The sequence below is a fragment of the Tepidimonas sp. HKU78 genome (assembly GCF_049860815.1).
Taxonomy (GTDB): domain Bacteria; phylum Pseudomonadota; class Gammaproteobacteria; order Burkholderiales; family Burkholderiaceae_C; genus Tepidimonas.
On sequence record NZ_CP187547.1, the window covers coordinates 2,504,644 to 2,527,944 of the forward strand.

At 69.6% G+C, this 23,301-nt stretch carries 22 protein-coding genes; 2 read left to right on the forward strand and 20 right to left on the reverse strand.

From position 1 onward, the window contains the following. The first annotated feature begins 95 nt into the window (after positions 1 to 95). Positions 96 to 914, forward strand: a complete 819-nt coding sequence (ppsR, locus tag ACPYIS_RS12340) for a posphoenolpyruvate synthetase regulatory kinase/phosphorylase PpsR (RefSeq protein WP_424859028.1) — start codon at positions 96 to 98, stop codon at positions 912 to 914. Positions 915 to 933: 19 nt separating this feature from the next. Here the strand turns inward: ppsR and ACPYIS_RS12345 are convergent, their stop codons facing one another. The 20 genes from ACPYIS_RS12345 to cbiE form a co-directional block, all read right to left on the reverse strand. Continuing rightward, the gene (locus tag ACPYIS_RS12345; RefSeq protein WP_424859027.1) at positions 934 to 1,818 is read right to left on the reverse strand and encodes a lytic transglycosylase domain-containing protein; all 885 of its coding nucleotides are present in this window, start codon (positions 1,816 to 1,818) and stop codon (positions 934 to 936) included. Between the two features lie 23 nt (positions 1,819 to 1,841). Beyond that, entirely contained in the window at positions 1,842 to 2,195 is a 354-nt protein-coding gene (locus ACPYIS_RS12350) for a hypothetical protein (protein WP_299021647.1), read from the reverse strand. 90 nt (positions 2,196 to 2,285) lie between these two features. Continuing rightward, positions 2,286 to 4,139, reverse strand: coding sequence for a sodium:solute symporter family protein (locus ACPYIS_RS12355; RefSeq protein WP_424859026.1), 1,854 nt, complete (start codon positions 4,137 to 4,139; stop codon positions 2,286 to 2,288). 16 nt (positions 4,140 to 4,155) lie between these two features. Next, entirely contained in the window at positions 4,156 to 4,416 is a 261-nt protein-coding gene (locus ACPYIS_RS12360) for a DUF4212 domain-containing protein (RefSeq protein ID WP_299021651.1), read from the reverse strand. A gap of 156 nt (positions 4,417 to 4,572) precedes the next feature. Then, positions 4,573 to 5,160 (reverse strand): histidine phosphatase family protein, encoded by a 588-nt coding sequence (locus tag ACPYIS_RS12365; protein ID WP_424859025.1) that lies wholly within the window; start codon positions 5,158 to 5,160, stop codon positions 4,573 to 4,575. Between the two features lie 4 nt (positions 5,161 to 5,164). Further along, entirely contained in the window at positions 5,165 to 5,992 is an 828-nt protein-coding gene (gene cobS, locus ACPYIS_RS12370) for an adenosylcobinamide-GDP ribazoletransferase (protein WP_425973645.1), read from the reverse strand. Between the two features lie 12 nt (positions 5,993 to 6,004). After that, positions 6,005 to 7,060, reverse strand: coding sequence for a nicotinate-nucleotide--dimethylbenzimidazole phosphoribosyltransferase (gene cobT, locus ACPYIS_RS12375; RefSeq protein WP_425973646.1), 1,056 nt, complete (start codon positions 7,058 to 7,060; stop codon positions 6,005 to 6,007). 10 nt (positions 7,061 to 7,070) lie between these two features. Further along, a complete protein-coding gene (locus ACPYIS_RS12380) occupies positions 7,071 to 8,507 on the reverse strand; it encodes a cobyric acid synthase (RefSeq protein WP_425973647.1) in 1,437 nt (478 codons plus the stop codon). Beyond that, positions 8,504 to 9,601 (reverse strand): aminotransferase class I/II-fold pyridoxal phosphate-dependent enzyme, encoded by a 1,098-nt coding sequence (locus tag ACPYIS_RS12385; protein WP_409784534.1) that lies wholly within the window; start codon positions 9,599 to 9,601, stop codon positions 8,504 to 8,506. Before ACPYIS_RS12385 ends, ACPYIS_RS12380 begins: the two co-directional genes overlap by 4 nt. Further along, positions 9,598 to 10,581, reverse strand: a complete 984-nt coding sequence (cbiB, locus tag ACPYIS_RS12390; RefSeq protein WP_424859021.1) for an adenosylcobinamide-phosphate synthase CbiB — start codon at positions 10,579 to 10,581, stop codon at positions 9,598 to 9,600. Before cbiB ends, ACPYIS_RS12385 begins: the two co-directional genes overlap by 4 nt. A gap of 15 nt (positions 10,582 to 10,596) precedes the next feature. Next, positions 10,597 to 11,628, reverse strand: a complete 1,032-nt coding sequence (gene bioB, locus ACPYIS_RS12395; RefSeq protein WP_424859020.1) for a biotin synthase BioB — start codon at positions 11,626 to 11,628, stop codon at positions 10,597 to 10,599. An 84-nt stretch (positions 11,629 to 11,712) separates the two neighbouring features. Further along, on the reverse strand, positions 11,713 to 12,429 hold the full coding sequence (gene bluB / locus ACPYIS_RS12400; protein ID WP_068609918.1) for a 5,6-dimethylbenzimidazole synthase: 717 nt from the start codon (positions 12,427 to 12,429) through the stop codon (positions 11,713 to 11,715). An 8-nt stretch (positions 12,430 to 12,437) separates the two neighbouring features. After that, positions 12,438 to 13,067, reverse strand: a complete 630-nt coding sequence (locus ACPYIS_RS12405) for a vWA domain-containing protein (protein WP_082955463.1) — start codon at positions 13,065 to 13,067, stop codon at positions 12,438 to 12,440. A gap of 32 nt (positions 13,068 to 13,099) precedes the next feature. Next, positions 13,100 to 14,263, reverse strand: coding sequence for an ATP-binding protein (locus ACPYIS_RS12410; RefSeq protein WP_082955462.1), 1,164 nt, complete (start codon positions 14,261 to 14,263; stop codon positions 13,100 to 13,102). Further along, entirely contained in the window at positions 14,242 to 17,997 is a 3,756-nt protein-coding gene (gene cobN, locus ACPYIS_RS12415; protein WP_424859019.1) for a cobaltochelatase subunit CobN, read from the reverse strand. Before cobN ends, ACPYIS_RS12410 begins: the two co-directional genes overlap by 22 nt. A 3-nt stretch (positions 17,998 to 18,000) precedes the next feature. Beyond that, positions 18,001 to 19,080, reverse strand: a complete 1,080-nt coding sequence (cobW, locus tag ACPYIS_RS12420) for a cobalamin biosynthesis protein CobW (protein WP_068609321.1) — start codon at positions 19,078 to 19,080, stop codon at positions 18,001 to 18,003. A gap of 35 nt (positions 19,081 to 19,115) precedes the next feature. Next, positions 19,116 to 19,685, reverse strand: coding sequence for a cob(I)yrinic acid a,c-diamide adenosyltransferase (gene cobO, locus ACPYIS_RS12425; RefSeq protein ID WP_068609914.1), 570 nt, complete (start codon positions 19,683 to 19,685; stop codon positions 19,116 to 19,118). A gap of 27 nt (positions 19,686 to 19,712) precedes the next feature. Then, positions 19,713 to 20,522: a precorrin-6A synthase (deacetylating) gene (cobF, locus tag ACPYIS_RS12430; RefSeq protein WP_068609319.1), complete on the reverse strand. Its 810-nt coding sequence runs from the start codon at positions 20,520 to 20,522 to the stop codon at positions 19,713 to 19,715. Next, the gene (gene cobM, locus ACPYIS_RS12435) at positions 20,519 to 21,292 is read right to left on the reverse strand and encodes a precorrin-4 C(11)-methyltransferase (protein ID WP_425973648.1); all 774 of its coding nucleotides are present in this window, start codon (positions 21,290 to 21,292) and stop codon (positions 20,519 to 20,521) included. Before cobM ends, cobF begins: the two co-directional genes overlap by 4 nt. Continuing rightward, on the reverse strand, positions 21,289 to 22,509 hold the full coding sequence (gene cbiE, locus ACPYIS_RS12440) for a precorrin-6y C5,15-methyltransferase (decarboxylating) subunit CbiE (protein WP_144325782.1): 1,221 nt from the start codon (positions 22,507 to 22,509) through the stop codon (positions 21,289 to 21,291). Before cbiE ends, cobM begins: the two co-directional genes overlap by 4 nt. On the opposite strand from cbiE, the gene ACPYIS_RS12445 reads away from it, so the two are divergent. Continuing rightward, positions 22,508 to 23,293 carry a cobalt-precorrin-6A reductase gene (locus ACPYIS_RS12445; protein WP_424894564.1) on the forward strand — a complete coding sequence of 262 codons (786 nt, stop codon included), beginning with the start codon at positions 22,508 to 22,510 and terminating at the stop codon, positions 23,291 to 23,293. The two genes, cbiE and ACPYIS_RS12445, sit on opposite strands and share 2 nt — an antisense overlap. Positions 23,294 to 23,301: the final 8 nt, after the last annotated feature.

A 23,301-nucleotide genomic window follows, 5' to 3' on the forward strand; every position in this document is an offset into this window, starting at 1 on the left:
TTCTGGGCCGCGGGCGGCAAGCCGGACAGGCGCATCGTTGGAGGCGCCTGCCCCAGGCCGCGATAATGCGCCGATTGTAATTTCCCACCACCACCATGCCCAACCGCACCGCCTTCTTCGTCTCCGACGGCACCGGCATCACGGCCGAGACGTTCGCGCGCGCCATACTCAAACAATTCGAGATATCGCCCAAGATGGTGCGCCTGCCTTTCGTGGACGACGCGGACAAGGCGCATCAGGCCGTGCGCCAGATCAACCACGCCGCCGCCGTCGATGGCAAGCGCCCGCTGGTGTTCACCACCGTGGTCAACATGGAAGTGCTCGACGTGCTGCAGCGTCACTGCCAGGGTATGTTGATCGACATGTTTGGTACCTTCATCGCCCCGCTGGAGCACGAGCTGGGCATGAAGTCCAACCACCGCGTCGGGCGCTTCTCGGACGTGGCCAGGAGTCAGGAGTACCACGACCGCATCGAGGCCATCAATTTCACCTTGGAGCACGACGATGGCCAAACCAACGCCAACCTGGAAAAGTCCGACGTCATCCTGGTGGGAGTGAGCCGCAGCGGCAAGACGCCAACCTCGTTATACCTGGCGATGCAGTTCGGGCTCAAGGCGTCGAACTACCCCTTGATCCCCGAGGATTTCGAGCGCCGCCAACTGCCGCCGGCGCTGCTGCCACACAAGAAAAAACTGTTCGGCCTGACCATCGACCCCCAGCGGCTGAGCGAGATTCGGCACGAACGCCGGCCCCACTCCCGTTACGCGAGCCTGGAGAACTGCCGCTACGAGGTGCGCGAGGCCGAAGCGCTGATGCGCCGCGCGGGGATTCCGGTGCTGTCGACCACGCACAAGTCGATCGAGGAGATCGCCACCCTCATCCGCCAAAGCCTGGAGGAGCGCGAGGCACACTGAACCGGCGCCCGAGCCCGTATCAGTCGCGCCCGGGCGCGGCGTGGCGGCTGGCGCGATAAAAATTCAGGATGCGCTGCACGTAGGCTCGCGTCTCGGCGTAAGGCGGCACACCGCCAAAGCGGTCGACCACCCCTTCACCGGCGTTGTACGCCGCCGACACCAGCGCCACGTCACCGTCGAAGCGCTCGAGCAACCAGCGCAGGTACGACAGTCCCCCACGCACGTTTTGCTCGGGGTCGAACGCATTGCGCACGCCAAAGCGCTCGGCCGTGCTGGGAATCAGTTGCATCAGGCCCTGCGCATTGCGCGGTGAGACGGCGCGCGGCTCGAAATTGGACTCGGCACGCGCGATAGCCAGCGCCAAGCGCCCATCGACGGAAAACTGCGGGGCCAGGCGCTGGATCATCAGGGCGTGGCGCCGTTTGTCGGCCGGCAAATTGGCCACGTAGTGTGCCACCACCTCGTGCGGCACCACCGACGGCACCGCCACCGCGGGCGCCGCCGTGGCGATGGTCAGGGACGGTGGCTCCCCCCCGCGCAGGCACTCGGGCAGGTCACCCGGATCGCCACCGCGGGCATCGGGCCGCTGCGCCAGGGCGCGCTCCAGATCGGCCAGCGCGTCGGCGTATCCGAGTTGGGCCGCCTGACGCAGCGACGCCACGCCCGCGGCCTGCCCCACCTCGTCGAGCGAGAATGCCCCCAACAGCATGCCGAGCCGGTGGTATGCCTGCGCGCTGCCATGGCGGGCGGCGCGGCAGTACCACGCGGCCGCCAAGGCCGGGTCGTGCGCTTGCTCGGACTGCCAGCCCGCTTCGATCCAGCGCGACAGTTGGGGCGGCTCATCGGTCCACGCTGGCGGCGATGTCGGCAACGCGGACGCGAACGCCACAGCCGATGACAGCAACCCGAGCGCCAGTGCGACGCGCCTCAGCGCACGCGCGAGCGCGGCTGACCGATCCCGTGCGCGTGCCGCCCGAGGGCAAACGACAGAAAAATCTTCATCCACAGCGTCGTCCCGGCAATGGCCACCCAAGTCTGATACTCCAGCCAGCCCATCAGGACCGACAGAATCACGCCCACGAGCACCGCCCCCCCCACCAAGTTGATCGCCAGCTCGTAGGGGGCCCAGCGCTCGGCATCCGCTGGCGGCTCCCCTTTCTTGAGCGCGACTTCCGAAAAGTCGCGCCGAAACGCGATGCGCCACGCCCGCCGCAGCCAAAAGAATGCCACGGGAAAGAGCGCCAGAAAAAACAAAATTTTGATTGGGTAGATGCTCACCATGGTGTCACCAGAAAAAAGCCCCGCCGGCGGCGCCGACGGGGCTGATTGTCGCGGGTCTGGGCCGCCGCTGGCAACCCAGATACGACCCGTTTAGTGAGCCACCGCGGAACCCGCGCCCTTGGGCACGCGGACCGACTCGACCAGGTCCTGAATGTGCGCCGGCACCGGCTTGGACACCGCGCTGACCGCGAACGCCACCACGAAGTTGACGATCGCACCGACGGTACCGAAGGCTTCCGGCGTGATGCCGAAGAAGCTGTTGGCGCCGCCGATCAGGTCCAGGTACTCGGTGCCCTTGACGAAGAAGATGCCCTTGTGCGCGAACACATAGAACAGCGTCACGAACAGGCCGGCGAGCATGCCCGCCACGGCGCCGGAGCCGGTCACCTTCTTGCTGAAGATGCCCATCATCAGCGCCGGGAAGATCGTCGAGGCGGCGATACCGAAGGCCAACGCCACGGTGCCCGCGGCGAAGCCCGGCGGATTCAGGCCCAGGTAGCCGGACACGATGATCGCGCCCGCCATGGCGATCTTGCCGGCCAGCAGCTCGTTCTTCTCGCTGATGTTGGGGTTGATGGCGCCCTTGATCAGGTCGTGCGAGATGGCCGACGAAATCGCCATCAGCAGACCCGCCGCAGTGGACAGGGCCGCGGCCAGACCACCGGCGGCGACCAGCGCGATCACCCAGTTCGGCAGCAGCGCGATCTCGGGGTTGGCCAGCACGATGATGTCGGCGTTGACGGTCAGCTCGTTGCCCTTGAGGCCGGCCGCTTCGGCCTTGGCCTTGACGGCCTCGCTCTTGGTCTTGTCGTTGTAGAACTGGATGCGGCCGTCACCGTTCTTGTCCTCGAACTTGAGCAGACCGGTCTTTTCCCAGCGCTTGAACCAGTCCGGACGTTGCTCGTAGGGCAGCGCAGCTTCCGGGGCGAGCAGATCGGCCTGAGCCTTGACCTTCTCCGGATTGACGCGGATGCCACCCGCCGGGTCGGGCTCCACGCCCACCGCGGTGTTGACGGTGCCGATCAGGTTCAAGCGCGCCATGGCACCCACCGCCGGCGCGGTCGTGTACAGCAGCGCAATGAAGACCAGCGCCCAACCCGCCGACGCGCGCGCGTCGGCCACCTTCGGCACCGTGAAGAAACGCACGATCACGTGCGGCAGGCCGGCCGTACCGATCATCAACGACACGGTGTAGAAGAACATGTTGAGCTTGCTGCCCGCCACACTCGTGGTGTACTCGCCGAAGCCCAGGTCCTTGACCACTTGGTCCAGTTTGGCCAACAGCGACACATCGGTGCCCTTGAGATCCGAACCCAGCCCCAGTTGCGGCAGCACGTTGCCGGTCAGTGCCAGCGAGATGAAGAACGCCGGCACCAGGTAGGCCACGATCAGCACGATGTACTGGGCCACCTGGGTGTAGGTGATGCCCTTCATGCCGCCGAACACCGCGTAGGCAAACACGATCGCCATGCCGATGTAGATGCCCATGTCGCTGGACACGCCCAGGAAGCGCGAGAAGGTCACGCCGACCCCGGTCATCTGGCCGATGATGTAGGTGATGGAGGCCACCAACAGGCAGATCACGCCCACGTTGCGCGCGGTCTTCGAGTAGTAGCGATCACCGATGAACTCGGGCACGGTGAACTTGCCAAACTTGCGCAGATACGGCGCGAGCAGGCACGCCAGCAGCACGTAGCCGCCGGTCCAACCCATGAGGAACACGGCACCGCCGTAGCCCATGTTGGAAATCAAGCCAGCCATCGAGATGAACGACGCCGCCGACATCCAGTCGGCGGCAGTTGCCATGCCGTTGGTGACGGGGTGCACGCCGCCGCCAGCCACGTAGAAGTCGGACGTGCTGCCAGCGCGCGACCACACGGCAATGCCGATGTAGAGCGCAAACGTGGCGCCGACGACGAGATAGGTCCAAAGTTGCAGACTCATGTTCGGTGCCTCCGCATCAGTCTTCGGACATGCCGAACTTCTGATCGATCTTGCGCATCTGCGCCGCGTACCAGAAGATCAAAGCGATGAAGACATAAATCGAGCCCTGCTGGGCAAACCAGAAACCGAGCGGATAGCCACCCAGTTTGATGGCGTTGAGCGCATCGGCAAACAAAATGCCAGCGCCGTAGGACACCAGGAACCAGATGACCAGCACTTTGGTCAGCAGTCCCAGCGTCGCAGACCAATAAGCCCGCGCGTTGCTGTCGTTGGACATGGGTACGTTCTCCTCGGATACACGTTTCGAATCGGCGGTACGGACCGCCGGCCGGAACATCGCTGGACATTCGCAATGTTTCCTGGCGGACTATCCTGAGCCAGCCTTACGGCGAACTGAAAAACCGCCCGCCATCGCCCAAACCTAGGGAAAGTCCTAGGGTCGAGCTGGGCTGTGCGTGCCTTCTGGCAGCGTGACGCAGGTCCACTCGCCACAGGCGGGCGCATCAACGGGCCATTCGTGCGCGCTGCACGGCAGCGCCTGCTCGCCTGCACACAGGGTGTAGCGCACGGCGCGGATCACCCCGGCATGGGTGATCCAGACACCATCGCTGGCGCGCGTCGCCATCACTCGATGCAGCGCCTGCCGCACGCGCGCCAGCAGCGCCGCCACCGACTCGCCCCCACCCGGGCACGCGTGCGCAAAATCGCCCGCCCAGGCATCGAGCTCGGCTCGCGGCACGTCGTCCCAACGGCGCCCCTCCCATGCACCGAAATCGAACTCGGCCAAGCGCGCATCCGCCAGCGGCGCGGGCAGCGCGGGGCGCAGGGCATGCAGGGCTTGCGCGAGCTGCCGTGCCCGGATCAGCGGGGACACCCACCACACGAACGCTGGCGGCAGCACCGCATGCAGCCGCTGGGCGGCCTGCGCCGTCGCTTCCGGGTCGGCCGGCGCATCCGTGCGGCCACAGCAGACGTCGGAGGCCAGTCCGGTGCGCGCGTGCCGAACGAGCCACAGGCGCATGTCCTCACCCCCCGACAGTGACGGACACGCCCAGCGCGACCGCCAATCCCAGGTAGAACGCCAACTCGGTCACCTGCTGGGTGGCGCCGAGGGTGTCGCCGGTGAAGCCCTGCAGCCGCCGCGCCAACCAGCGCCGCATCAGCGCCAGCGCGAGCAAAGCCGCCAGCACCGGACCCAGCCAGCGCCACGACGGTTGCAGCGCCAGGGTCAACCCCATCGCTGCCCACCACCAACCCGTCCCCACCCACAGCGCGCCCGCGTCCAGCGCGTCCGCCAACGGCTTGGATTTGGAGCCGTCGGCATCGCCGACGTAAGGCAGGGCGTGGATGATCCACAGCGGTGCCCAGCGCGAGGTGACATGCGCCCCCAGCACGCCCGCCGCCGCCCAGACCAGGCCCGACTGCACCAGCAGCGCGAGCAGCCCCACTTTGGTCAGCAGCGCCAGCACCAGCGCCACCGCCCCATAGCTGCCGATGCGCGAATCCTTCATGATGGCCAGGGCGCGCTCGCGCTCGACCATCCCACCCAGTGCGTCGGCGGTGTCGGCGAGTCCATCTTCGTGAAACGCCCCTGTCAGCCACACGCCGGCCGCCGTACTCAGGGCCGCCGCCACCCAGGCCGACGCGGGCTGCGCTGGCAACGCCCACGCGGAAATCACCAACACCAGCGCGCACCACGCGCCCACCACCCAGCCCACGCCCGGGAAATGGGCCGCGCTCGCGCGCAGCATGGCGGGCGAGTAGCCCACCCACTGCGCCAATCGCCCCGTCACCGGAATGCGGGTGAAGAACTGCAGCGCCAACAACCAGTGCCGCACGGCGCGCGCGAGCATCGGCCGCCCCTCTCAGTGCGCGGGGGCCGTGTCGGCACGGCGCGCCACACCGGCTGCATCGAAGCTGGCCATCTCGCGCAGGATGGCGCACGCCGACACCAGCAACGGCCAGGCCAGCGCGGCCCCCGACCCCTCACCCAGGCGCAGCCCGAGGTCGAGCAGCGGTTCGGCCTTCAGGTGCGCCAGCAGCAGCGCGTGCCCGCGCTCGCCCGAGCGGTGCGCAAAGACGCAGCGCTGCAGCACCGCGGGGGCCAGTCGCGCGGCCACCAGCACCGCCGCAGTGGTGATGAAACCATCGACCACGATCACGCGCCGCTCGGCCGCAGCCTGCAACACCACCCCCACCAGGGTCGCGATCTCGAAGCCCCCCAGGGCCGCCAGCGCTGCCAGCGGCTCGTGCGCCGTCGCGTGGCGCGCCAGCACCTGGCGCAGCAGCGCGATCTTGCGCTGCACCCCCGCTGCGTCCAGGCCCGTGCCCGCGCCGGTGCAGTCGGCGATGTCGAGCCCCGTCAAGCGGCTCATCAACAGTGAGGCCGCCGAGGTGTTGCCGATGCCCATCTCGCCCAGCAGTACCACATTGCCGGGCAAATCACGCACCAGCGCCATGCCGTTGGCAAGCGCCGCCTCGCACTGGGCCATGCTCATGGCCGGGCCCTGCAGCGCGTCGGCGCTGCCAGGGGCGATCTTGGCGTGCCGCAATCCCGGCCGCAGCGCGAAGTCGTGCCGCACGCCGCAGTCCACGACGGTCAGCGCCAACCCGTGTTGGCGCGCCAGCACGCTCACCGCCGCGCCCCCGGCCAGAAAGTTTTCCACCATCTGCCACGTCACATCGCTGGGATAGGCCGACACGCCGTGCGCCGCCAGCCCGTGATCGGCGGCGCATACCACCAACTGCGGCGCCTGCAGCGTGGGTGCGCCGGTGCCCAAAATCAGTCCGATGCGCAGGGCCAGCGCCTCCAACCGTCCCAGCGACCCCTGGGGCTTGGTCTTGTCGTCCAGCGCGCGCTGCAGGCGCGCCGCAAGGACGGTGTCGTCGATGTCGTCGATGGTGGGCAATGACAGGCTCATGGGCTTTCCTTCAAGTCAACAAACGATCCAGCGTGTCGGCCCCGAGGTGCGCTTGCACCGTGTCGGCCAACGCGTCGAAAACCGATGCCAGCGACGGCACCCCGGTGCCCCACAGGGCGCGCAGGACGGCGTCATTTTCGAACAGGCCGTGCAGGTAGCAACCGAGCACGCACCCGTCGGCGCTCTGCCAGACCAGCCCGGGCAGCACCTCGCGACCCTGCCCTGCCAGGGCGGGGTGGATCGCGGTCTGACCGTGGTGGATTTCATAACCGCGCACGGCCACACCCGACAGCGCCGACCACGGCGCGCCCAACGTGCCGAAGGTGGCCTCGGCGCGCTGCACCGTCTTGTCCAGGGCAAAGACGGTCACCAGCGGCAGCAGCCCCAGCCCGGCCGCGTTGCCGTCGATGCCATGCGGGTCGATGAGCGCCTCACCCAGCATCTGCAGACCGCCGCAGATGCCCAACACCGCGCGTCCCGCGCGTGCGTGCGCGACGACGGCGTGATCGAGCCCCTGCGCGCGCAGCCAAGCCAGGTCGGCCGCCGTGGCCTTGGAACCCGGCAGAATGATCCAGTCCGCACCGGTGCAGTCGGCGGGCGTGCGCGCCCACACCACGCGCAGGCCCGGCACGCGGGTCAGGGGCTGAAACTCATCCAGGTTGCTGATGCGCGGGTAGGCCACGATGGCGACCGTCTGCCGTGCCGACCCGTCGCCCCGCGCGCGGTCGTCGAAAACGCCGTCCTCTTCCGGCAGGCCGTGGTCGCGCCACAACGGCAGCACCCCCAGCGTAGGCACCCCGGTCAGTGCGTGCAGTTGCTCGGGCGCCGGGGCCAGCAGCGCGGGGTCGCCGCGAAATTTGTTGAGCACGAACCCACGCAAGCGCGCGCGCTGATCCGGCGGCAGCAAGGCCCAGGTGCCGTACAAGTGGGCGAAAGCACCGCCACGGTCGATGTCGCTGACCAAGAGGCAACGCGCATCGGCATGCGCGGCCACCCGCAGGTTGACGATGTCGCTGGGCTGCAGGTTGATCTCGGCCGGGGACCCTGCGCCTTCGATGACGACGACCTGATGGCGCGCGCGCAGCTCATCCAGCGCCGCCTGCACCCGCGGCCATAGGGCAGCGCTGCGCTGCCGCCATGGCATGGCGCTCAGCGCGGCATCGACCTGGCCCCACACCACCACCTGGCTGCGCGTGTCGGCCTCGGGCTTGAGCAGCACCGGGTTCATGCGCACGTCGGGCTCGACCCCCGCCGCCAGCGCTTGAAAATACTGCGCCGCCCCCATCTCGCCCCCGGCCACCACGCGGGCATTGTTGCTCATGTTTTGCGCCTTGAACGGCGCCACGCGCAGGCCCTGGCGCGCATACCAGCGGCACAGCGCGGTGACGAGCCAGCTCTTGCCGGCGCCGCTGCTGGTGCCCCAGACCATCAGGCAGCGCGCGGTCATCGCGGCGGCCTCCGCCGGGTGGCCGTGGGGGCGTTCGCTGCGAGCGCGTCCAGCGCTTCCGCGAGCGCCTGCAGCGCCTGCGGTGGCTGCGCCGACAGGCGCCACCAGCCCGGCAGGCCGAACGAGGCCGCATCGCGCAGCTTGACGCCGCGCGCGCGCAGCGCCGCCGCGTCGAGCGGCTGCGGCGGGCGGGCGCAGGCGAAGGGCGTGACACTTGCAGCGACTTCCCAGCCGCGCGCCTGCAGCGTCTGCACGAGCGCCGCCTTCCACTGCGCCAGCGTCCCCAGGGTCGCCTGCAACCAGCGCTGCGTCGAAGGCTCGATCCAGGCGGCCAGCAGCGCCACGCCGTCCGCCCCGATCGGCCACGACGGCGCCAGCGCCTGCAGCTCGGCGAGCTCGCCCGGCCCGGCGTCCTCCGGCGCGATCACGTAGGCCGCGCGCACGCCGGTCAGGCCCAGCGCCTTGTTGGGGCTGTAAAGCTGCCAGCAGCGCGCGCGCTGCCGCTCGGTCAGCGCCGGCTCGCCCTGCAGCCGCAGCGGTGCGTAGGCCAGATCCAGCGTCACCGGCGCCCCGGCGGCCAGCAGGGCCTGGGCCGCGGCGGCATCCTCCGGCTGGCCGAGCGGGCTGCCGGGGTCGCACAGCCAGCCGGCGCACGCCAGCGCCGGGCCAGACGCGTGCGCCAGACCCCAGACCCGGGCGGCGTGCGCGTAGTCGCCGTAGCCGGGCACCGGCCACCAGAGGGGACCGTACCCACGCCGCGCGCACCAGGCGGCGAAGCGCAGGATCCACTCGCTGCCGCTGGCGGCCAGCAGCACTCGGTGCGGCGCCACGCCGTGCCCGTCCGCCAGCCGACGGCGCAGCTCCGCGTACGCGGGGTCAGGATAGTGGCGCCGCGCCGCCGCCTGCACGCGCGCCAACGCCTGCGGGCACGGCCCGCAGGCGTTGGCGTTGGCGGAGAAGTCCCACGGCGGCACGCCGTCGGCGTCGGGGCCGCCGTGCGTGCGCGGCGGCGGCCCCGCAGGCGACTGCGTCGTCCCCGGAGCCGGTTCGGTCACGCCGGCTTCGGCGGCCAAGTGTTCCAGCCGCTCTTTCATGACGGCCTCCCGAGCATCGCCACGCCCGCCAGACCCGCCACCAGCAGCGCGCCCCACCCGGCCACCGCGCGGTCGCACCATGCCAAGGCACGCGCGGTGTCCGCAGGCTGCGGCAGCCGCCCGGCTTCGTTGAGTGCATACACCCCGGGCTTGGTGAGCCGCACCCCCAGCCGCAGCGCCAGCGCGCCCATCGGCCAGCCGCCGTTGGGCGACGGCGTGCGCCGCGCCTGCGCGCGCAGCGCGCGCCACGGCACGCTTCGGCCGGAGGCGGCCAGCAGCAGCACAGCGGTCAGCCGTGCCGGCAGCCACGACAGCGCATCGTCGGCCCGCGCGGCCCAGCGCCCGGCAAAGGTCCAGTCGCGCCCGCCGCGCACGCCGCGGTATCCCCACATCGCATCGGCGGTGTTGGCCCAGCGGTACAGCGCCGCGCCGGGCAGGCCCGCGAGCGCGAACCAGAACAGCGGCGCCACCACCGAGTCGTTGAGGTTTTCCGCCAGGGTGGACAGCGCCGCCTGCCGCACGCCGGCCTCGTCCAGCGCCTGCACGTCACGGCTGACCAGCCGCGCCACCTGCGTGCGACCGGCCTGGAGCCCCCGCGCCAGCGCCGCTTCGACCGCGGCCACCTCCTCGCGGAGCATGCGCCAGGCCAGCAGCGGTTTGAGCAGCAGCCCAAGCGCCAGCCCCTGCACCCACCACGGCGCATGGCTCAGCAACGCCTGCGGCACCCACGCCAGCGCCACCACCCCAGCAGCCCCGAGCGTCCACGCCAGCATCCCGGCGGCAAACACGCGCGCCGGCGGCACCGGCGCGCCCGGCATCGGCGCCACGCGTCGCCCCAGCCTCTCCAGCACCCAGCCCATGCCGACGACCGGGTGCAGCCGCGCCGGCGGCTCGCCGAAGCGCGCGTCCCACGCCAGGGCGACCGCAACCGCCAACGCCAGCGCGCCCGCCGGCGGCCATGCGAGCGCTGCCTGCTCCATCGCCGGGAGTGCCTCTCAACCTGTCACCGGCACTGCTCGCGTGTGCAGGCCCAGCCGCGCCAGCAGCGCGCGGTCGGCCTCCACGTCGGGATTGCCGGTGACCAGCAGCTTGTCGCCGTAGAAGATCGAGTTGGCCCCGGCCAGGAAGCACAGCACCTGCGTCGATTCGTCCATGTCGCGCCGGCCGGCCGACAGCCGCACCTTGGCCCGCGGCATCGTGATGCGCGCCACGGCCACCGTGCGAACGAACTCCAGCGGGTCGAGGTCGGGCTGGTCCGCCAGCGGCGTGCCGGCCACCTTGACCAGATGGTTGATCGGCACCGACTCCGGGTAGGGGTCGAGGTTGGCCAACTGCGCGATCAAACCGGCACGCTGCAGCCGCGACTCGCCCATGCCGACGATGCCGCCGCAGCAGACGCGGATGCCGGCCTGGCGCACGTGCTCGAGCGTGCGCAGCCGATCCTCATAGTCGCGCGTGTGGATGATGGCACCGTAGAACTCCGGCGCCGTGTCGAGGTTGTGGTTGTAGTAGTCCAGGCCCGCCTCCCTCAGCGTCTGGGCCTGCTCGGCGGTGAGCATGCCCAGCGTGCAGCACGCCTCCAGGCCTTCTTCCTTGACGACGCGCACCAGCTCGGCGACCTTGTCCAGATCGCGGTCAGTCGGCGCGCGCCACGCCGCCCCCATGCAGAAACGCTGCGACCCGGCCTGCCGGGCCGCACGCACGGCGGCCCGCACGTCCTCGGGCGACATCAGCTTGGTGGCCTTCACGCCGGTTTCGTGGTGAACCGACTGCGGGCAGTAGGCGCAGTCTTCGGGGCAGCCGCCGGTCTTGACCGACAGCAGCGTGGCCAGTTCGATTTCCGCCGGATCGTGGTGCTGACGGTGCACCTGCTGCGCGCGAAAGATCAGCTCGGGCAGCGGCAGCTCCAGCAGTGCCTGCACGTCGGCCACCGTCCAGCGCTCCGACGCTGGCGATGGGGCAACGCGTGCAGGTCTGGAGGCGGATTCGCAAGCCTCAATCGACGCAGCCGGTTGTGCCTCAGTCATGCCTTTGAACTCCTTCATGCAAACGCCACCGACCCGCATCCGTTCGATGCGGCGGCGACCTTGAGCCACCGCTGCGTCCCACGCTCATGCGGCGGGCGCATCGTCACGCAGCGGCAACGTGCTGGGCTGCTCCCAGCGATTTTCAAACACCACATCGCGCAGCGACAGGCGCTTCGCCCAGCGCTCGCGCTGCAACATCGGCTCATCATAGAACAAGTACACCGGGCCTAAGCACAGCAGCGCCAGCGGACGCGACCCTGGCGGACAGCCCAGCAGATCGGCAACCTGCTGCGGGTCGAAGATCGACACCCACCCCACGCCGAGCCCCTCGGCGCGCGCGGCGAGCCACAGATTTTGGATGGCACAGGCAGCGGAGGCTACATCCATCTCAGGCAAGGTGCGCCGGCCAAAGACATGCCGTTCACGCTCGGGCATCAGCACCACGGCCCACAGCTCTGCGGACTCCAGAATGCCTTCCACCTTCAGACGCGCAAACGCCTCACCGCGCTCACCGAGCGCCTGGGCCGTGCGTACCCGCTCCTGCTGCACCAGCTCATGCAAGCGTTGACGTTGCACAGGGTGCGTGATGCGGATCCAACGCCACGGCTGCATGAAGCCGACGCTGGGTGCCCAGTGCGCAGCGCGCAGCAGCCGCACCAGCACTTCGGGCTGCACGTGACCACCGGCAAAGTGACGCATGTCGCGCCGCAGTTCGATGGCGCGATAGACCGCAGCGCGCGAGGCGGGGTCGAACGCGTGCGCAGCGGTCTCGGGTTGCGAACGGGATGAGAGAAGAGACATGGCGAGCTTCAGTTCCAATCGTTCAACGCCACATGATGGGCCTGCCAATGGTGCGCCCACTGGCGAGCTTGGCCGAGCGCGGGTTGGTCGTCGTCGGCGTCCACCACCACACAAACCTCAAAAGCGGGGCGCGGCGGCTCCTGTCGCACCTGCCCGTCGGTGAGCAGCCACAGGACCCGCCGCGCGCGCCCGCCGAAGCGCCGAGTCCACGCCTGCGCCAGCGTCTCGGCGCGCTGCAGGGCTACCGTCAGCGGCGTGCCGCCGCCCCCCCTCACCGCGCGCACGGTCACCCCCAAGGCGCGCCGCGCCGGCGCGGGCGGCTGCAGCACCTGCGCGCCGTAACCGCTGGCCAGCAGTAGCGCGACATGCTGGTCGCGGCGCGCGGCGCGCTGAACCAGCAGCAGCGCCACGGTCTTGGCGCGCGCCAGACGCCCGCGGCGCAGCATCGAGCCGGATGCGTCCAGCACGATCACGTGCAGGCACGCCGGCTCGGGCGGGACCGCGCGCCAGACCAGGTCGGCGGGCCTGAGCGGACGGGGCCCTTTGCGCGCGAGGGTGGCAGGCCAGTCCAACATCACCGGCGTGGCGCCGTCGCGCCGGGCGGACGCGGCGGCATGGTCAGGCGATCGCAGCCCCATCCCGGCAGGCGGCTTACGCGCGCCGGCGGGGCCTAAGGCTTTGGGACAGGCCAGCCTCCGGGCATCTGGGCCAGCGGCGGCGCCATGCCGACCGGTTGCGGCGGCAACGCACCCCAGTCAGCCTCGCCCGCCGCTGCGTGGCGCGGGGGACTCTCTCCCTGCAGCTTGCCGTCTTGCGGCGCAGACCCATCGTACGGCGCGGCAGACGTGCGCTGCGGCGCCGCTGACTGCCAAGGGGGTGTGATGGCGCTGGCTGCTCCCTCGGCAGCGGCTGCCGCCGTGCCACTGCGCCGGTGCGCCAACACCCACGGGGCCACCGCCCGCAAGTCGGCCAGGTCAATGGCGGTCTTGCCGTGCCAGGCCGCGTGGGCGCGTGCCGCTTTCAGCAGCGTTAAGTCACCGCGCAAACCGTCAGCGCCGCTTTGGAGCGCCTGCGCACAGGCTTGCACAATGAGTTCGTCCGACCAGGTCAGCGTGCCCAGCGCCTGCCGCGCGCGCTGCAAGCGCTGCTGCAAGGTCTGCTGCTGCAAATGGTGGCAGGCGACGAAGGCCGCCGGGTCGGCTTCGAACGCCAGCCGCGCTCGCACGATAGCGGCGCGCACCGCCGCAGCGTCCGGATTGCTCAGCTCGACGCACAGGCCAAAGCGATCCAGAAGCTGCGGGCGCAACTCCCCCTCCTCCGGGTTCATCGTGCCGATCAGCGCAAAGCGCGCGGCGTGGCGCTGCGAAATGCCGTCGCGTTCCACGGTGTGCACGCCGCTGGCGGCGGCATCCAACAGCACATCGGCCAGCGCATCGGGCAACAGGTTGACCTCGTCCACGTAAAGCACCCCGCCGTGTGCGCGCGCCAGCAGCCCGGGCCGCCATGTAATGCGTCCATGGCGCAGCGCATCTTGAAGTTCCAGCGTGCCGACGATCTGCTCCAGCGTAGCCCCCAGTGGTAACTGCACAAACGGGGCGCCCGGTAGCAAGTCGGCCAGCGCGCGCGCCGCGGTCGACTTGGCCGTGCCGCGTGGGCCGCGGATAAGTACCCCACCGAGCGTAGGGTCGATGGCCACCAACAACAGCGCCAGCTGCAAATCCGGTACCCCCACCAGCGCTGCAAAGGGATAGCGCGGTGTCTCTGGCGTCGTATCAGGTGGCGCAGCCGTCGTTGAGCACGCGTCCGTGGTGGTCAGATTGACGGATGTTCCCATGACTCTTCCAGCTCCAGCTGTAATTGCCGCAGGCGCTGCTGCAGCGCCACCGGAGGCGTCCAAAGCCCCTGTTCGATGGCTTGCCATAAGCGCTGCGCCATACGGCGCAAGGCCGGCAGGTTGTGCTGCCGTAAAAAGCTCTGGTTGGACTCGTTGAACAGCAGCGTCTCCGCAACCAGATCAAGCTGGTGCGCCGACACCCCCTGACCAAGCGCCGCCCAACCCAGCAGATGTTCCAGCGTGGCGGCCATCTCGGCTGCGCCCGCGTAGCCGTGCGCCTGCATGGCTTGCAGCCAGCGCGGGTGCGTCACGCGCGCGCGCACGATGCGCGCCAGCTCTTCCCGCAACGGGCGCACCCGCACCGCGGTCGTACTGCTGTCGGCGTGATAGACCGCGGGCGCTTGCCCGCGCAGGACTTGCGCGGCGGCAGCCATGCCGCCAAGGTATTCGACAAAGCCATCGATGTCCAGCGCATCGTGCTCACGGTGGTCCTGGATGTGCGCGGCCAGATCCAGGCGCGCCAACCGCCGCTCCCACGCCGCCGGCGCCGCCACCCCATGGGCTCCCCGGCCGTAGGCGTAAGCACCGCTGCCCAGGTAGGCGCGAACCAGCGCGTTCCGGTCAAACGCCGCGTCTGTTTGCGCCACCTCGCCGATGCCGGCGCCATACGAGCCCGGGCGCGGACCAAACAAGCGCCAGCTGGCCTGGCGCTGCGCTTGCGCGGGGTCCAGGCCTTGCGCGAGCAGCGCTTGTGCCTCCCGCTGCACGTGCACGCGCACGGGGTTGAGTTCGTCTGGCTCGTCCGCTGGATCGATGGCGGCCACCGCCTGCACGGCGGTGTCGAGCAAATCGATCAGGTGCGCAAACGCGTCGCGGAACAAGCCGGAGACCCGCAGCGTCACGTCCACCCGCGGATAGGGCCGCAGCGACGCCGGCAGAACCTCCACCTCGATCACGCGGCCACTGCCTTCATCCCAGCGTGGCCGCACACCCAACAGGGCCAGCGCCGTGGCCACGTCCTCGCCGCCTGTGCGCAAGGTGGTGGTGCCCCACAGCGACAAGCCGATGGCGCTGGGAAACACTCCGTGATCTTGGGCGTAGCGCTCAATGAGTCGCGCCGCGATGCGCTGACCGCTGTCCCACGCCGCTGGGGTTGGTAGGCTGCGCGGGTCGCTAGCATAAAAATTGCGCCCTGTGGGAAGCGCATCGATGCGTCCGCGTGACGGCGCCCCGCTGGGGCCTGGCGGCACAAACCGGCCATGCAGTCCGCGTAGCAGTTGTGTTGTCTCATTGGATCCGCAAGCATCCAGCCGCGGCGCGAGATACTGCCAGACCCAGCGCAGCACCTGCTGAGCGCGCGGGCCGGCCTGCCGCTCGGCCAGCGCTGGATCTTGCAGCCACGCCAGCGCCAGCTGGTGCAGCCGCTGGCGCGTGTGGCCGGCGTGGCGCCATGGTCCGCCGGGGTCGATGGCCCGCAGCAGCGCCGGGCGCGGCCCGCGCCAGGGCTCGGCGGGGTCTGCTTGCAGCGGGTCGAAGCCGTCCAGCCCCAAATCTTGCGCCATGGCACGCAGCAGGCTGTCGTCCTGCGCGCGGTTGCCGCGCGGCTGGCGCAGGAAGGCCAGCAGGGTTTGCGCACGCGTCAAGCCTTGGGGCGAAGTGCCCCATACGTGCAAGCCAGCACGAAGTTGGCTTTCCTTGATTTCGCAGAGGTAGGCATCTAGACGTTGCAGCCACTGCGCCAGCACCGCCGCATCCCGCGGATCGCCCTGCAAACCCAGCTCCTCGTGCACGCCCAGCCGCAACGTTTCGTCCACGATCGCTTGACGCAGCCGCCGCGCGCGTGGGGGATCCATCGTCAGCGCATCGTAATACTCCTCCACCATGCGCTCCAGCGGGAGCAGGGTGCCGCTGTCCTGCGCGTCGGCCAGCGGCGGCATCAGGTGGTCGATGATCACCGCCTGCGTGCGCCGCTTGGCCTGCACACCTTCGCCCGGATCGTTCACGATGTAAAGGTAGAGGTGCGGCAGCGGTCCCAGCAGCCGCTGCGGCCAGCACATCGGACCCAGTGCCACGCTTTTGCCCGGCAGCCACTCCAGGTTGCCGTGCGTGCCGACTTGCACGACGGCATCCACTTGCCAAACCTCGCGCAACCAGAGGTAAAACCCCACGTGGGCGTGCGGCGGCACCTGCTCGGCATCATGGTAGGCAGCGCGACGCTGCCTCGGGTCGCGTGGGGGCTGCAGGCCGATGAACACCTGACCCAACCGAATACCGGGAATCATCAGCCGGCCAGCGCGCGCCATCGGATCGCGCTCGGGTGCCCCCCACCGCTGCTGTAGCGCTTCGACCAGCGGTGCCGGCCACGCCTCCAGCATTCGCCTGTAGTCGGTCAGCGCCAGGCTTTGCCAAGCCGGGCGTGCATCGTTGTCGTCGATAGCGTGCGTGACGCCGCTGCGCAGCCAGCGCATCAGCTCGTCACCGTCACGCGGCAACGCGGGACCATCGCCCAGGTCATAGCCATTGCGGTGCAACGCCTGCAACATGCGCACGACCGAGGCCGGTACGTCCAGCCCCAGCGCCATGCCGATGCGGGCGTCGTCGCTCGGGTAGTCAGTCAGCACCACGGCCAGCCGCACCTGGGAGCGCTCTAATCGGCGCAGCCGACACCAGCGCCAAGCTAGCTCGGCGACCCAATCGATGGCCTCAGTGTCGGCGGCATAGCGGATCAAATCGATCTGGGTGCGTGGGTCGTGGCACTGCACCGCTTTGAAGCTGATGGCGCGGGTGGCGATGCGACCGTCGAGCTCTGGCAGCACCACTTGCATGGCCATGTCGCGCGGCGGCAGACCGTGCGGGTCGTCGTTCCAGTGCTGGCGCGTCACGCCCGCGGTGATAAGCTGCAGCACCGGAGCGTCGCCCGCCAGTGTCTGGCCATCCTCCAAACCAAGGGCGAAAGCCGTGGCGTTTAGCACCAAATCCACACCGCCACCCTCCGCCAGGTCATGCAGGCGTTGGCGCACCTGGGGGTTTTTCAGGCTGTCCACGGCCCAAGCGCGCGCACGCAGCCCCCGCGCGTGCAGCGCACGCAGCAAGGCATCGAAAGGCCCTGTGTTGCTGGCCTGGACATGGGCGCGGTAAAACAGCAGCAGCGCCTGCGGCGCGTCGGGAGCCACCGGCGGCAAGTCCGCGACTTGGTGCTCCACGATAGACGGCAGCGGCTGCGGCGGCGTGTAGGGTTGTTCCTTCAACCCTAGGGCGCGCTGTCCGATCAGGGCCCAAAAGCGCGCGGCGTTGGCTTGTCCACCGTAGCGCAGCGCGCGCCAAAGCGTGCGCGCGTCATCCCAGTCCACGGTACCTTGCGCCAGCAGCTGCGGATCGTCCTGTCCGTCGCCGGAAAACACCGCTAGCCACTGCCCGCGCTGACGCGCCAGCGCCGCGCAGCGCTCCACCAGATAAGCCCAGTCGTGGTAAGCCCCCAGGTGATCGATGATCACCGCGCGCGCGTGCTGCAGCACGTCCTCCACGTAGAGATCCACCGTCGCCGGCTGGCGCAGCGCCATCAGATTGGCCAGCCGCACTTCGGGGTAGTCTTTCGGCAGCACCGAAGCCAGCAGCGACAGCGTGGTATCGGCGGCGCTGAGCACCACCACGGGCGCAGGGGTTTGCGCCAGCCGCACGACCGCGCCGCTGGTGTCGTCGATAAAGCCGCCGGCACGGGTGGCCAACAAGTGCATGGGTCACACTCCGGCCGACGTGGATGACTCCGCCAGCAACCCAGCCTGGCGCAGATCGGCGCGCAGCGCGGCCTCGTCGAGCCCTAGCCCGATGCAAACCAGGACGCTGCAGCGCGGCTCGCCCACGCGCCACGGGCGGTCGAAGTGGCTGTCCAGCCGCGGACCCACACCCTGCACCACCAGCCGCAGCGCCGCCTGCGGCAGCGCCACGAACCCCTTAATGCGCAGCAGGCCGTGACGCGCCACCAGCGTCGAAAGCGTCTGCAGCAGGTGTTGCCTGTCGCGCACGTCCAGCGCCAGCACCACGGATTGAAAGGCGTCGTGGTCGTGGTCGTCGTCCTCATCGTCGTGGTGGGTGAGGCGGCTTTCGATCACTTCTTCCACAGCGCGGCCCAAGCCCAGCAGCACCTCGGGCGGCACTTGGCCGTGCCGCGCCACCACGGTCTGCACCGCCGCCGGCGAGCGCGCCGCCACCATCGCGCGCACGCGCTGCAGGGTATCGGCATCGACCCGTTCGACTTTGTTGAGCACGACTAGGTCGGCGGTGGCCAGCTGATCCTCAAAGAGCTCGGCCAACGGCGTGTCGTGGTCAAGCTCCGGGTCGGCGCGACGCTGCGCTTCGACCGCCTGTGGGTCAGACGCAAAACAACCCTGCGCCACCGCCGGCACATCAACCACGGTGACCACCGCATCGACGGTGAAAGCGTGCCGGATAGTGGGCCACTGAAACGCCTGCACCAGCGGTTTGGGCAGCGCCAGGCCGGAGGTTTCAATCACCACGTGATCAATCAGGTCGCGGCGCTGGGCGAGCAGTTCCATCACCGGAGCAAATTCTTCTTGCACCGTGCAACACAGGCAGCCGTTGGCCAGCTCGATGACCTGGCCGTTTTCCGCGCCGGTCTCGTCGCAGCCGATGCCACAGCCTTTGAGCAATTCACCGTCGATGCCGAGCTCGCCAAACTCGTTGACGATGACGGCGATGCGCCGCCCCTGCGCGTGGGTCAGCAGATGGCGCAGCAGCGTGGTCTTGCCGGCGCCAAGAAAGCCGGTGATGATGGTGGCAGGGGTTTTGTCAAGATTCATGACTTGAAATGTCGTAAAGAAAAATGCCAAAGAGGTCAATCTTCAATGCCACGCTGCGCTGGCACGCCGGCATCGAAGTGGTGCTTGTGCTTGACCATTTCGGTGACGGTGTCGGCCAAGTCGATGAGCTCCTGGGGCGCGTGGCGCCCAGTGAGCACCACCGTCATCTCGGTCGGGCGCTGACGCAGCGCGTCCAGTACCGCCTCCAGTGGGATCCAGCCGTAGCGCAGCGGGTACATGATTTCGTCGAGCACCACCATGAAATGCGCGCCTGCGCGGATCACCGCCTCGGCGCGCGCCCATCCTTGGCGCGCCAGCTCGGCGGAGTGCTCAAGGTCACGGCTTTTCCAGCTAAATCCATCCCCCAGCCCTTCGATCGGAATGCCGAGTTGCTCGAAAACGCGGTGCTCACCGAAGCGGGCGCTGGGCACTTTCATGAATTGAAAAATCTTGACGGCCTTGCCGCGTCCGTGCGCACGCAGCGCCAGGCCGAAGGCCGCGGTGCTTTTGCCTTTGCCATGGCCGGTGTGCACGATGATGAGGCCGCGGCGCGGACCTTGCGGCTTGGGGGTGGTGCGCAGCAGCGGGGGGGTCTGCAGTTCCATCGGTTCCATCTCCAGAGGTTGCGGAGGTCAGCAGTCGTCGGCGCCACGACGCTTGAGCAGGTAGATATCCAGCATCCAGCCGTGCGCCTGCCGCAAGGCCGCGCGGGCGCGCGCGATGCGCGGACCGGCTTGCGGCAGCGGGCCGCTGTCCAAGGTTTGCTGCGGCAGCCCGAGGTAAGCGCCCCACCAGATGTGCCATGCGTACGGGTCGGGCAGCGCCTCAAAAGCCGTGCCGCCATCAAGCATGACGGCCAGCGCCGGCACGTCCGCAGGGCAGCCGTGCTGGCGCAGCCACCGTCCTGAAGTGATCAACACCGGGCTAGCCAGCTCATTGAGCGGCACGGCATGCGCGGCGGCAAGCGCCTGCAGGGCGCTGATGCCGGGCACCACCTCCCATTCAAGCGGCAGCTCGCGCGCCACACGCTGGGCGATGCGCATCGAGCTGTCGAATAAGGCCGGATCGCCCCAGATCAGCACACCTGCTTGCCCGCCTTGAGGCAGGTGCTCACGCAGCGCTTGCGTCCAGGCTCGGGCCAGTGCGTCGTGCCAGCGCCGCACAGCGTCGAGATAGCGCGGTGTGTCGGCGGCATCGGCGCCTTCACGCGAGGGCACGGCGTAGCGCGCCACGCGCGGACCGCCACCCGCCTCGGCGTCGAAGTCGGGGCGCACCGTCTGCAGCAGGCGCAGCCGCGCCGCGGCCAGCTCGGCCTTATCTTCGCCTTTGTCCGGCAGCAACAACAGATCGACGCGGCGCAGCGCCTGCTCGCCCTGGAGCGTCAGGTGCGCAGGGCTACCCATGCCCATGCCAATGAGGCTCAACCGCCAGCGCGGACTCATGCAGCATCCTCAGCGGACGTGGCCCGGCGATAGCGGCGCTCGTAATCCGGCGCATACAGGCGGCTGCGGCCAAAGCCGTCTTGGGCCAGATTGCGCCCGACCAGGATCAGCGCGGTGCGCTCCAGCCCGCCTTGCGCGGCCTGCGCCAGTTCGCCCAGCGGCGCGCGCACGATGCGCTCATCGGGCCAACTGGCGCGCCAGACCACCGCCGCGGGGCAGTCGGCGCCGTAGTGCGGCAGCAGCGTCTGCACCACTTGTTCCAGCACGTGGATGCTCAGGTGAATGGCCAACGTGGCCCCGGTGGCGGCCAAGACCTCCAGGCGCTCGCGCTCGGGCACCGGAGTGGCGCGCCCGTGGGCGCGGGTCAGCACCACCGTCTGGCTGCCGCCGGGCAAGGTCAGCTCGCAGCCCAAGGTCGCCGCCGCGGCGGCAAAGGACGGCACTCCAGGCGTGATCGTGTACGGAATGCCTTCGGCCCGCAGCGCGCGCAACTGCTCTGCCATCGCCGACCACACCGACAAGTCGCCCGAGTGCAGCCGGGCCACGTCCTGCCCGCGGGCGTGGGCGGCGCGGATTTCGTCCAGGATCTGCTCCAGCGACAGCGGCGCGGTGTCGATCACGCGCGCCTGCGGCGGGCAGTGCGCCAGCACCTGCGGCGGCACCAGCGAGCCGGCATACAGGCATACCGGGCAGCGGGCGATCAAGTCGCGCGCGCGCAGCGTCAGCAGATCGGGGGCGCCAGGCCCGGCGCCGATGAAATGCACGGTCATGTCACATCTCCTCCAAGTTCGACAGCTGATGCCTGCCACGCCCACTGCCACTGTGGCCGCCACGGCACCCAGCCCTGTTGCGCCCCAAGGGGTTGCGCCTCGGCCAGGACGATCTGGCGCAGCTGGCCACCGTGGCGCTCATGCAACTGCGCCAACAAGGCTTGGGTGGCGGTGGTCACGGCGTTGACAACCACCCGGCAGCCCGCAGGCAGCCGAGGCCGCAGTGCATGCCACAGTGCTGCGTCCATGCCGCCGCCGATGAACACCGCCTGCGGCTCGGGCAGCTGCGCCAGCGTCGCCAAGGTCTCGCTCGACCAGACGCGCAGGCGTGGGGTTAGGCCGAAGCGCTCGGCGTTGCGCTGCACGCGCTCGGCACGCACCGCGTCGCGCTCCACCGCCTCGGCCACACCGCCAGCCAGGCACCACTCGATGCTGATTGAGCCGCTGCCGGCACCCAAGTCCCACAACCGCTGCCCAGGGCGCGGCGCCAGCGCCTGCAGCGTCAACGCCCGCATCGGCGCTTTGGTGAGCTGGCCGTCGTGCTCGAACAGCGCATCGGGCAAACCGACGCAGGCGGGCAAGCCTTCCGGGCCATCGTGCAAGTCCAGCGCCAGCGCCAGCGGCGCTTGCAGGCCAGCTGGCGCGCCGTCCCGGATCGAGAAACGCTCGATGCGCTGCCGCGGCCCGCCCAGCCGTTGCAATGCCCAGGCGGTGCTGGCGCCAAAGCCTTCTTCGCGCAGCAGCACCACCGCTGCCTGCAACGCCGCCTCGTCGCGCAGCAGGCACAGCAGACGCCGCCCCCGCCCCAGGTGCGGCCAAAGCGCGCGCAGCGGTTGCGCGTGCAACCCAAGGCAGCGCACCTCCTCCAAAGGCCAGCCCAAGGCGCTAGCGGCCCACGCAAATGTTGAGGGCGCGGGGATAGCTTGCCACTCCTGGCGTGGCAACGCGCGCGCCAGCACGCTGCCGGCGCCAAACCAAAACGGATCGCCCGAGACCAGAGCGACTACCGGCTGGCCGCGCCAGGCCAGCAGCGGGCCAATGTCGAACGGCACCGGCCACGGCTCGGCGCGCTCGGGCTCGATGCCCGCCAGTGCCAGATGGCGCGGCCCGCCAAACACGCGCCGCGCTTGCGCCAACAAACGGCGGGTAGACTCGCTGCAATCCTCTAAACCGTCTTCGCCGATGCCGATAATCGACAACCACGCTTCAGCCGCCATGCATGTCCTCCTGCTCGGGGGCACCACCGAAGCCTCGCAGCTGGCGCAGGCACTCGCCCGCGCTGGCGTGCCCGCGACTTTTTCCTACGCCGGGCGCACTGCGCAGCCTATTGCGCAGCCGCTGCCAACTCGCGTGGGCGGCTTCGGCGGCCCCGATGGGCTGGCGGCCTTCTTGCGCCAGCAGCGCATCACGCACGTGATCGATGCCACGCACCCTTTTGCCGCACAGATGAGCCGCCACGCCATTGAGGCTTGCGCTCGGCTTGGCGTGCCGCTGCTGGCGTTGCAGCGCCCGCCTTGGCGTCCCGGCCCCGGCGACCGCTGGCACAGCGTGCCCGATTTCGACGCCGCGGTGCGTGCCCTGCCGACTGCGCCAAGCCGCGTCTTTTTGGCCATTGGGCGCCAGCAGGTGCAGCCTTTCTTGCAGCACACGCCGCACTGGTATCTGCTGCGCATCGTCGAACCCGGGCTTGAAGTGCCGACGCAGCGCGGCGCGGTGGTGGTGCAGCGCGGCCCCTATACGCTGGAGGGCGACCTGGCGCTGCTGCGCACCCACCGCATCGAATGGGTCGTAGCCAAAAACTCCGGCGGCGAGGGTGGGCAGGCCAAGCTGCTGGCCGCGCGCGCCCTGGGCCTGCCGGTGCTGCTGATCGAGCGTCCGACGCTGCCGCCGCGCCCCCTTGTAGAGACCGTCGCCGAAGCGTTGCAATGGCTTGGGCTGCCGGCACAAGAGGGTCACGCCAACCTCAACACAGGACCGTCCGCCCATGCCCCTGCAGCCTGAGCCGCGCC

Bases quoted from the DNA above. Each gene is read 5' to 3' on its own strand.
- ppsR (WP_424859028.1), top strand. From the start codon at position 96: ATGCCCAACCGCACCGCCTTCTTCGTCTCCGACGGCACCGGCATCACG.
- ACPYIS_RS12350 (WP_299021647.1), bottom strand. From the start codon at position 2,195: ATGGTGAGCATCTACCCAATCAAAATTTTGTTTTTTCTGGCGCTCTTT.
- ACPYIS_RS12355 (WP_424859026.1), bottom strand. From the start codon at position 4,139: ATGAGTCTGCAACTTTGGACCTATCTCGTCGTCGGCGCCACGTTTGCG.
- ACPYIS_RS12360 (WP_299021651.1), bottom strand. From the start codon at position 4,416: ATGTCCAACGACAGCAACGCGCGGGCTTATTGGTCTGCGACGCTGGGA.
- ACPYIS_RS12365 (WP_424859025.1), bottom strand. From the start codon at position 5,160: ATGCGCCTGTGGCTCGTTCGGCACGCGCGCACCGGACTGGCCTCCGAC.
- cobS (WP_425973645.1), bottom strand. From the start codon at position 5,992: ATGCTCGCGCGCGCCGTGCGGCACTGGTTGTTGGCGCTGCAGTTCTTC.
- cobT (WP_425973646.1), bottom strand. From the start codon at position 7,060: ATGAGCCTGTCATTGCCCACCATCGACGACATCGACGACACCGTCCTT.
- ACPYIS_RS12380 (WP_425973647.1), bottom strand. From the start codon at position 8,507: ATGACCGCGCGCTGCCTGATGGTCTGGGGCACCAGCAGCGGCGCCGGC.
- ACPYIS_RS12385 (WP_409784534.1), bottom strand. From the start codon at position 9,601: ATGAAAGAGCGGCTGGAACACTTGGCCGCCGAAGCCGGCGTGACCGAA.
- cbiB (WP_424859021.1), bottom strand. From the start codon at position 10,581: ATGGAGCAGGCAGCGCTCGCATGGCCGCCGGCGGGCGCGCTGGCGTTG.
- bioB (WP_424859020.1), bottom strand. From the start codon at position 11,628: ATGACTGAGGCACAACCGGCTGCGTCGATTGAGGCTTGCGAATCCGCC.
- bluB (WP_068609918.1), bottom strand. From the start codon at position 12,429: ATGTCTCTTCTCTCATCCCGTTCGCAACCCGAGACCGCTGCGCACGCG.
- ACPYIS_RS12405 (WP_082955463.1), bottom strand. From the start codon at position 13,067: ATGGGGCTGCGATCGCCTGACCATGCCGCCGCGTCCGCCCGGCGCGAC.
- ACPYIS_RS12410 (WP_082955462.1), bottom strand. From the start codon at position 14,263: ATGGGAACATCCGTCAATCTGACCACCACGGACGCGTGCTCAACGACG.
- cobN (WP_424859019.1), bottom strand. From the start codon at position 17,997: ATGCACTTGTTGGCCACCCGTGCCGGCGGCTTTATCGACGACACCAGC.
- cobW (WP_068609321.1), bottom strand. From the start codon at position 19,080: ATGAATCTTGACAAAACCCCTGCCACCATCATCACCGGCTTTCTTGGC.
- cobO (WP_068609914.1), bottom strand. From the start codon at position 19,685: ATGGAACTGCAGACCCCCCCGCTGCTGCGCACCACCCCCAAGCCGCAA.
- cobF (WP_068609319.1), bottom strand. From the start codon at position 20,522: ATGAGTCCGCGCTGGCGGTTGAGCCTCATTGGCATGGGCATGGGTAGC.
- cobM (WP_425973648.1), bottom strand. From the start codon at position 21,292: ATGACCGTGCATTTCATCGGCGCCGGGCCTGGCGCCCCCGATCTGCTG.
- ACPYIS_RS12445 (WP_424894564.1), top strand. From the start codon at position 22,508: ATGCATGTCCTCCTGCTCGGGGGCACCACCGAAGCCTCGCAGCTGGCG.
- cbiE (WP_144325782.1), bottom strand. From the start codon at position 22,509: ATGGCGGCTGAAGCGTGGTTGTCGATTATCGGCATCGGCGAAGACGGT.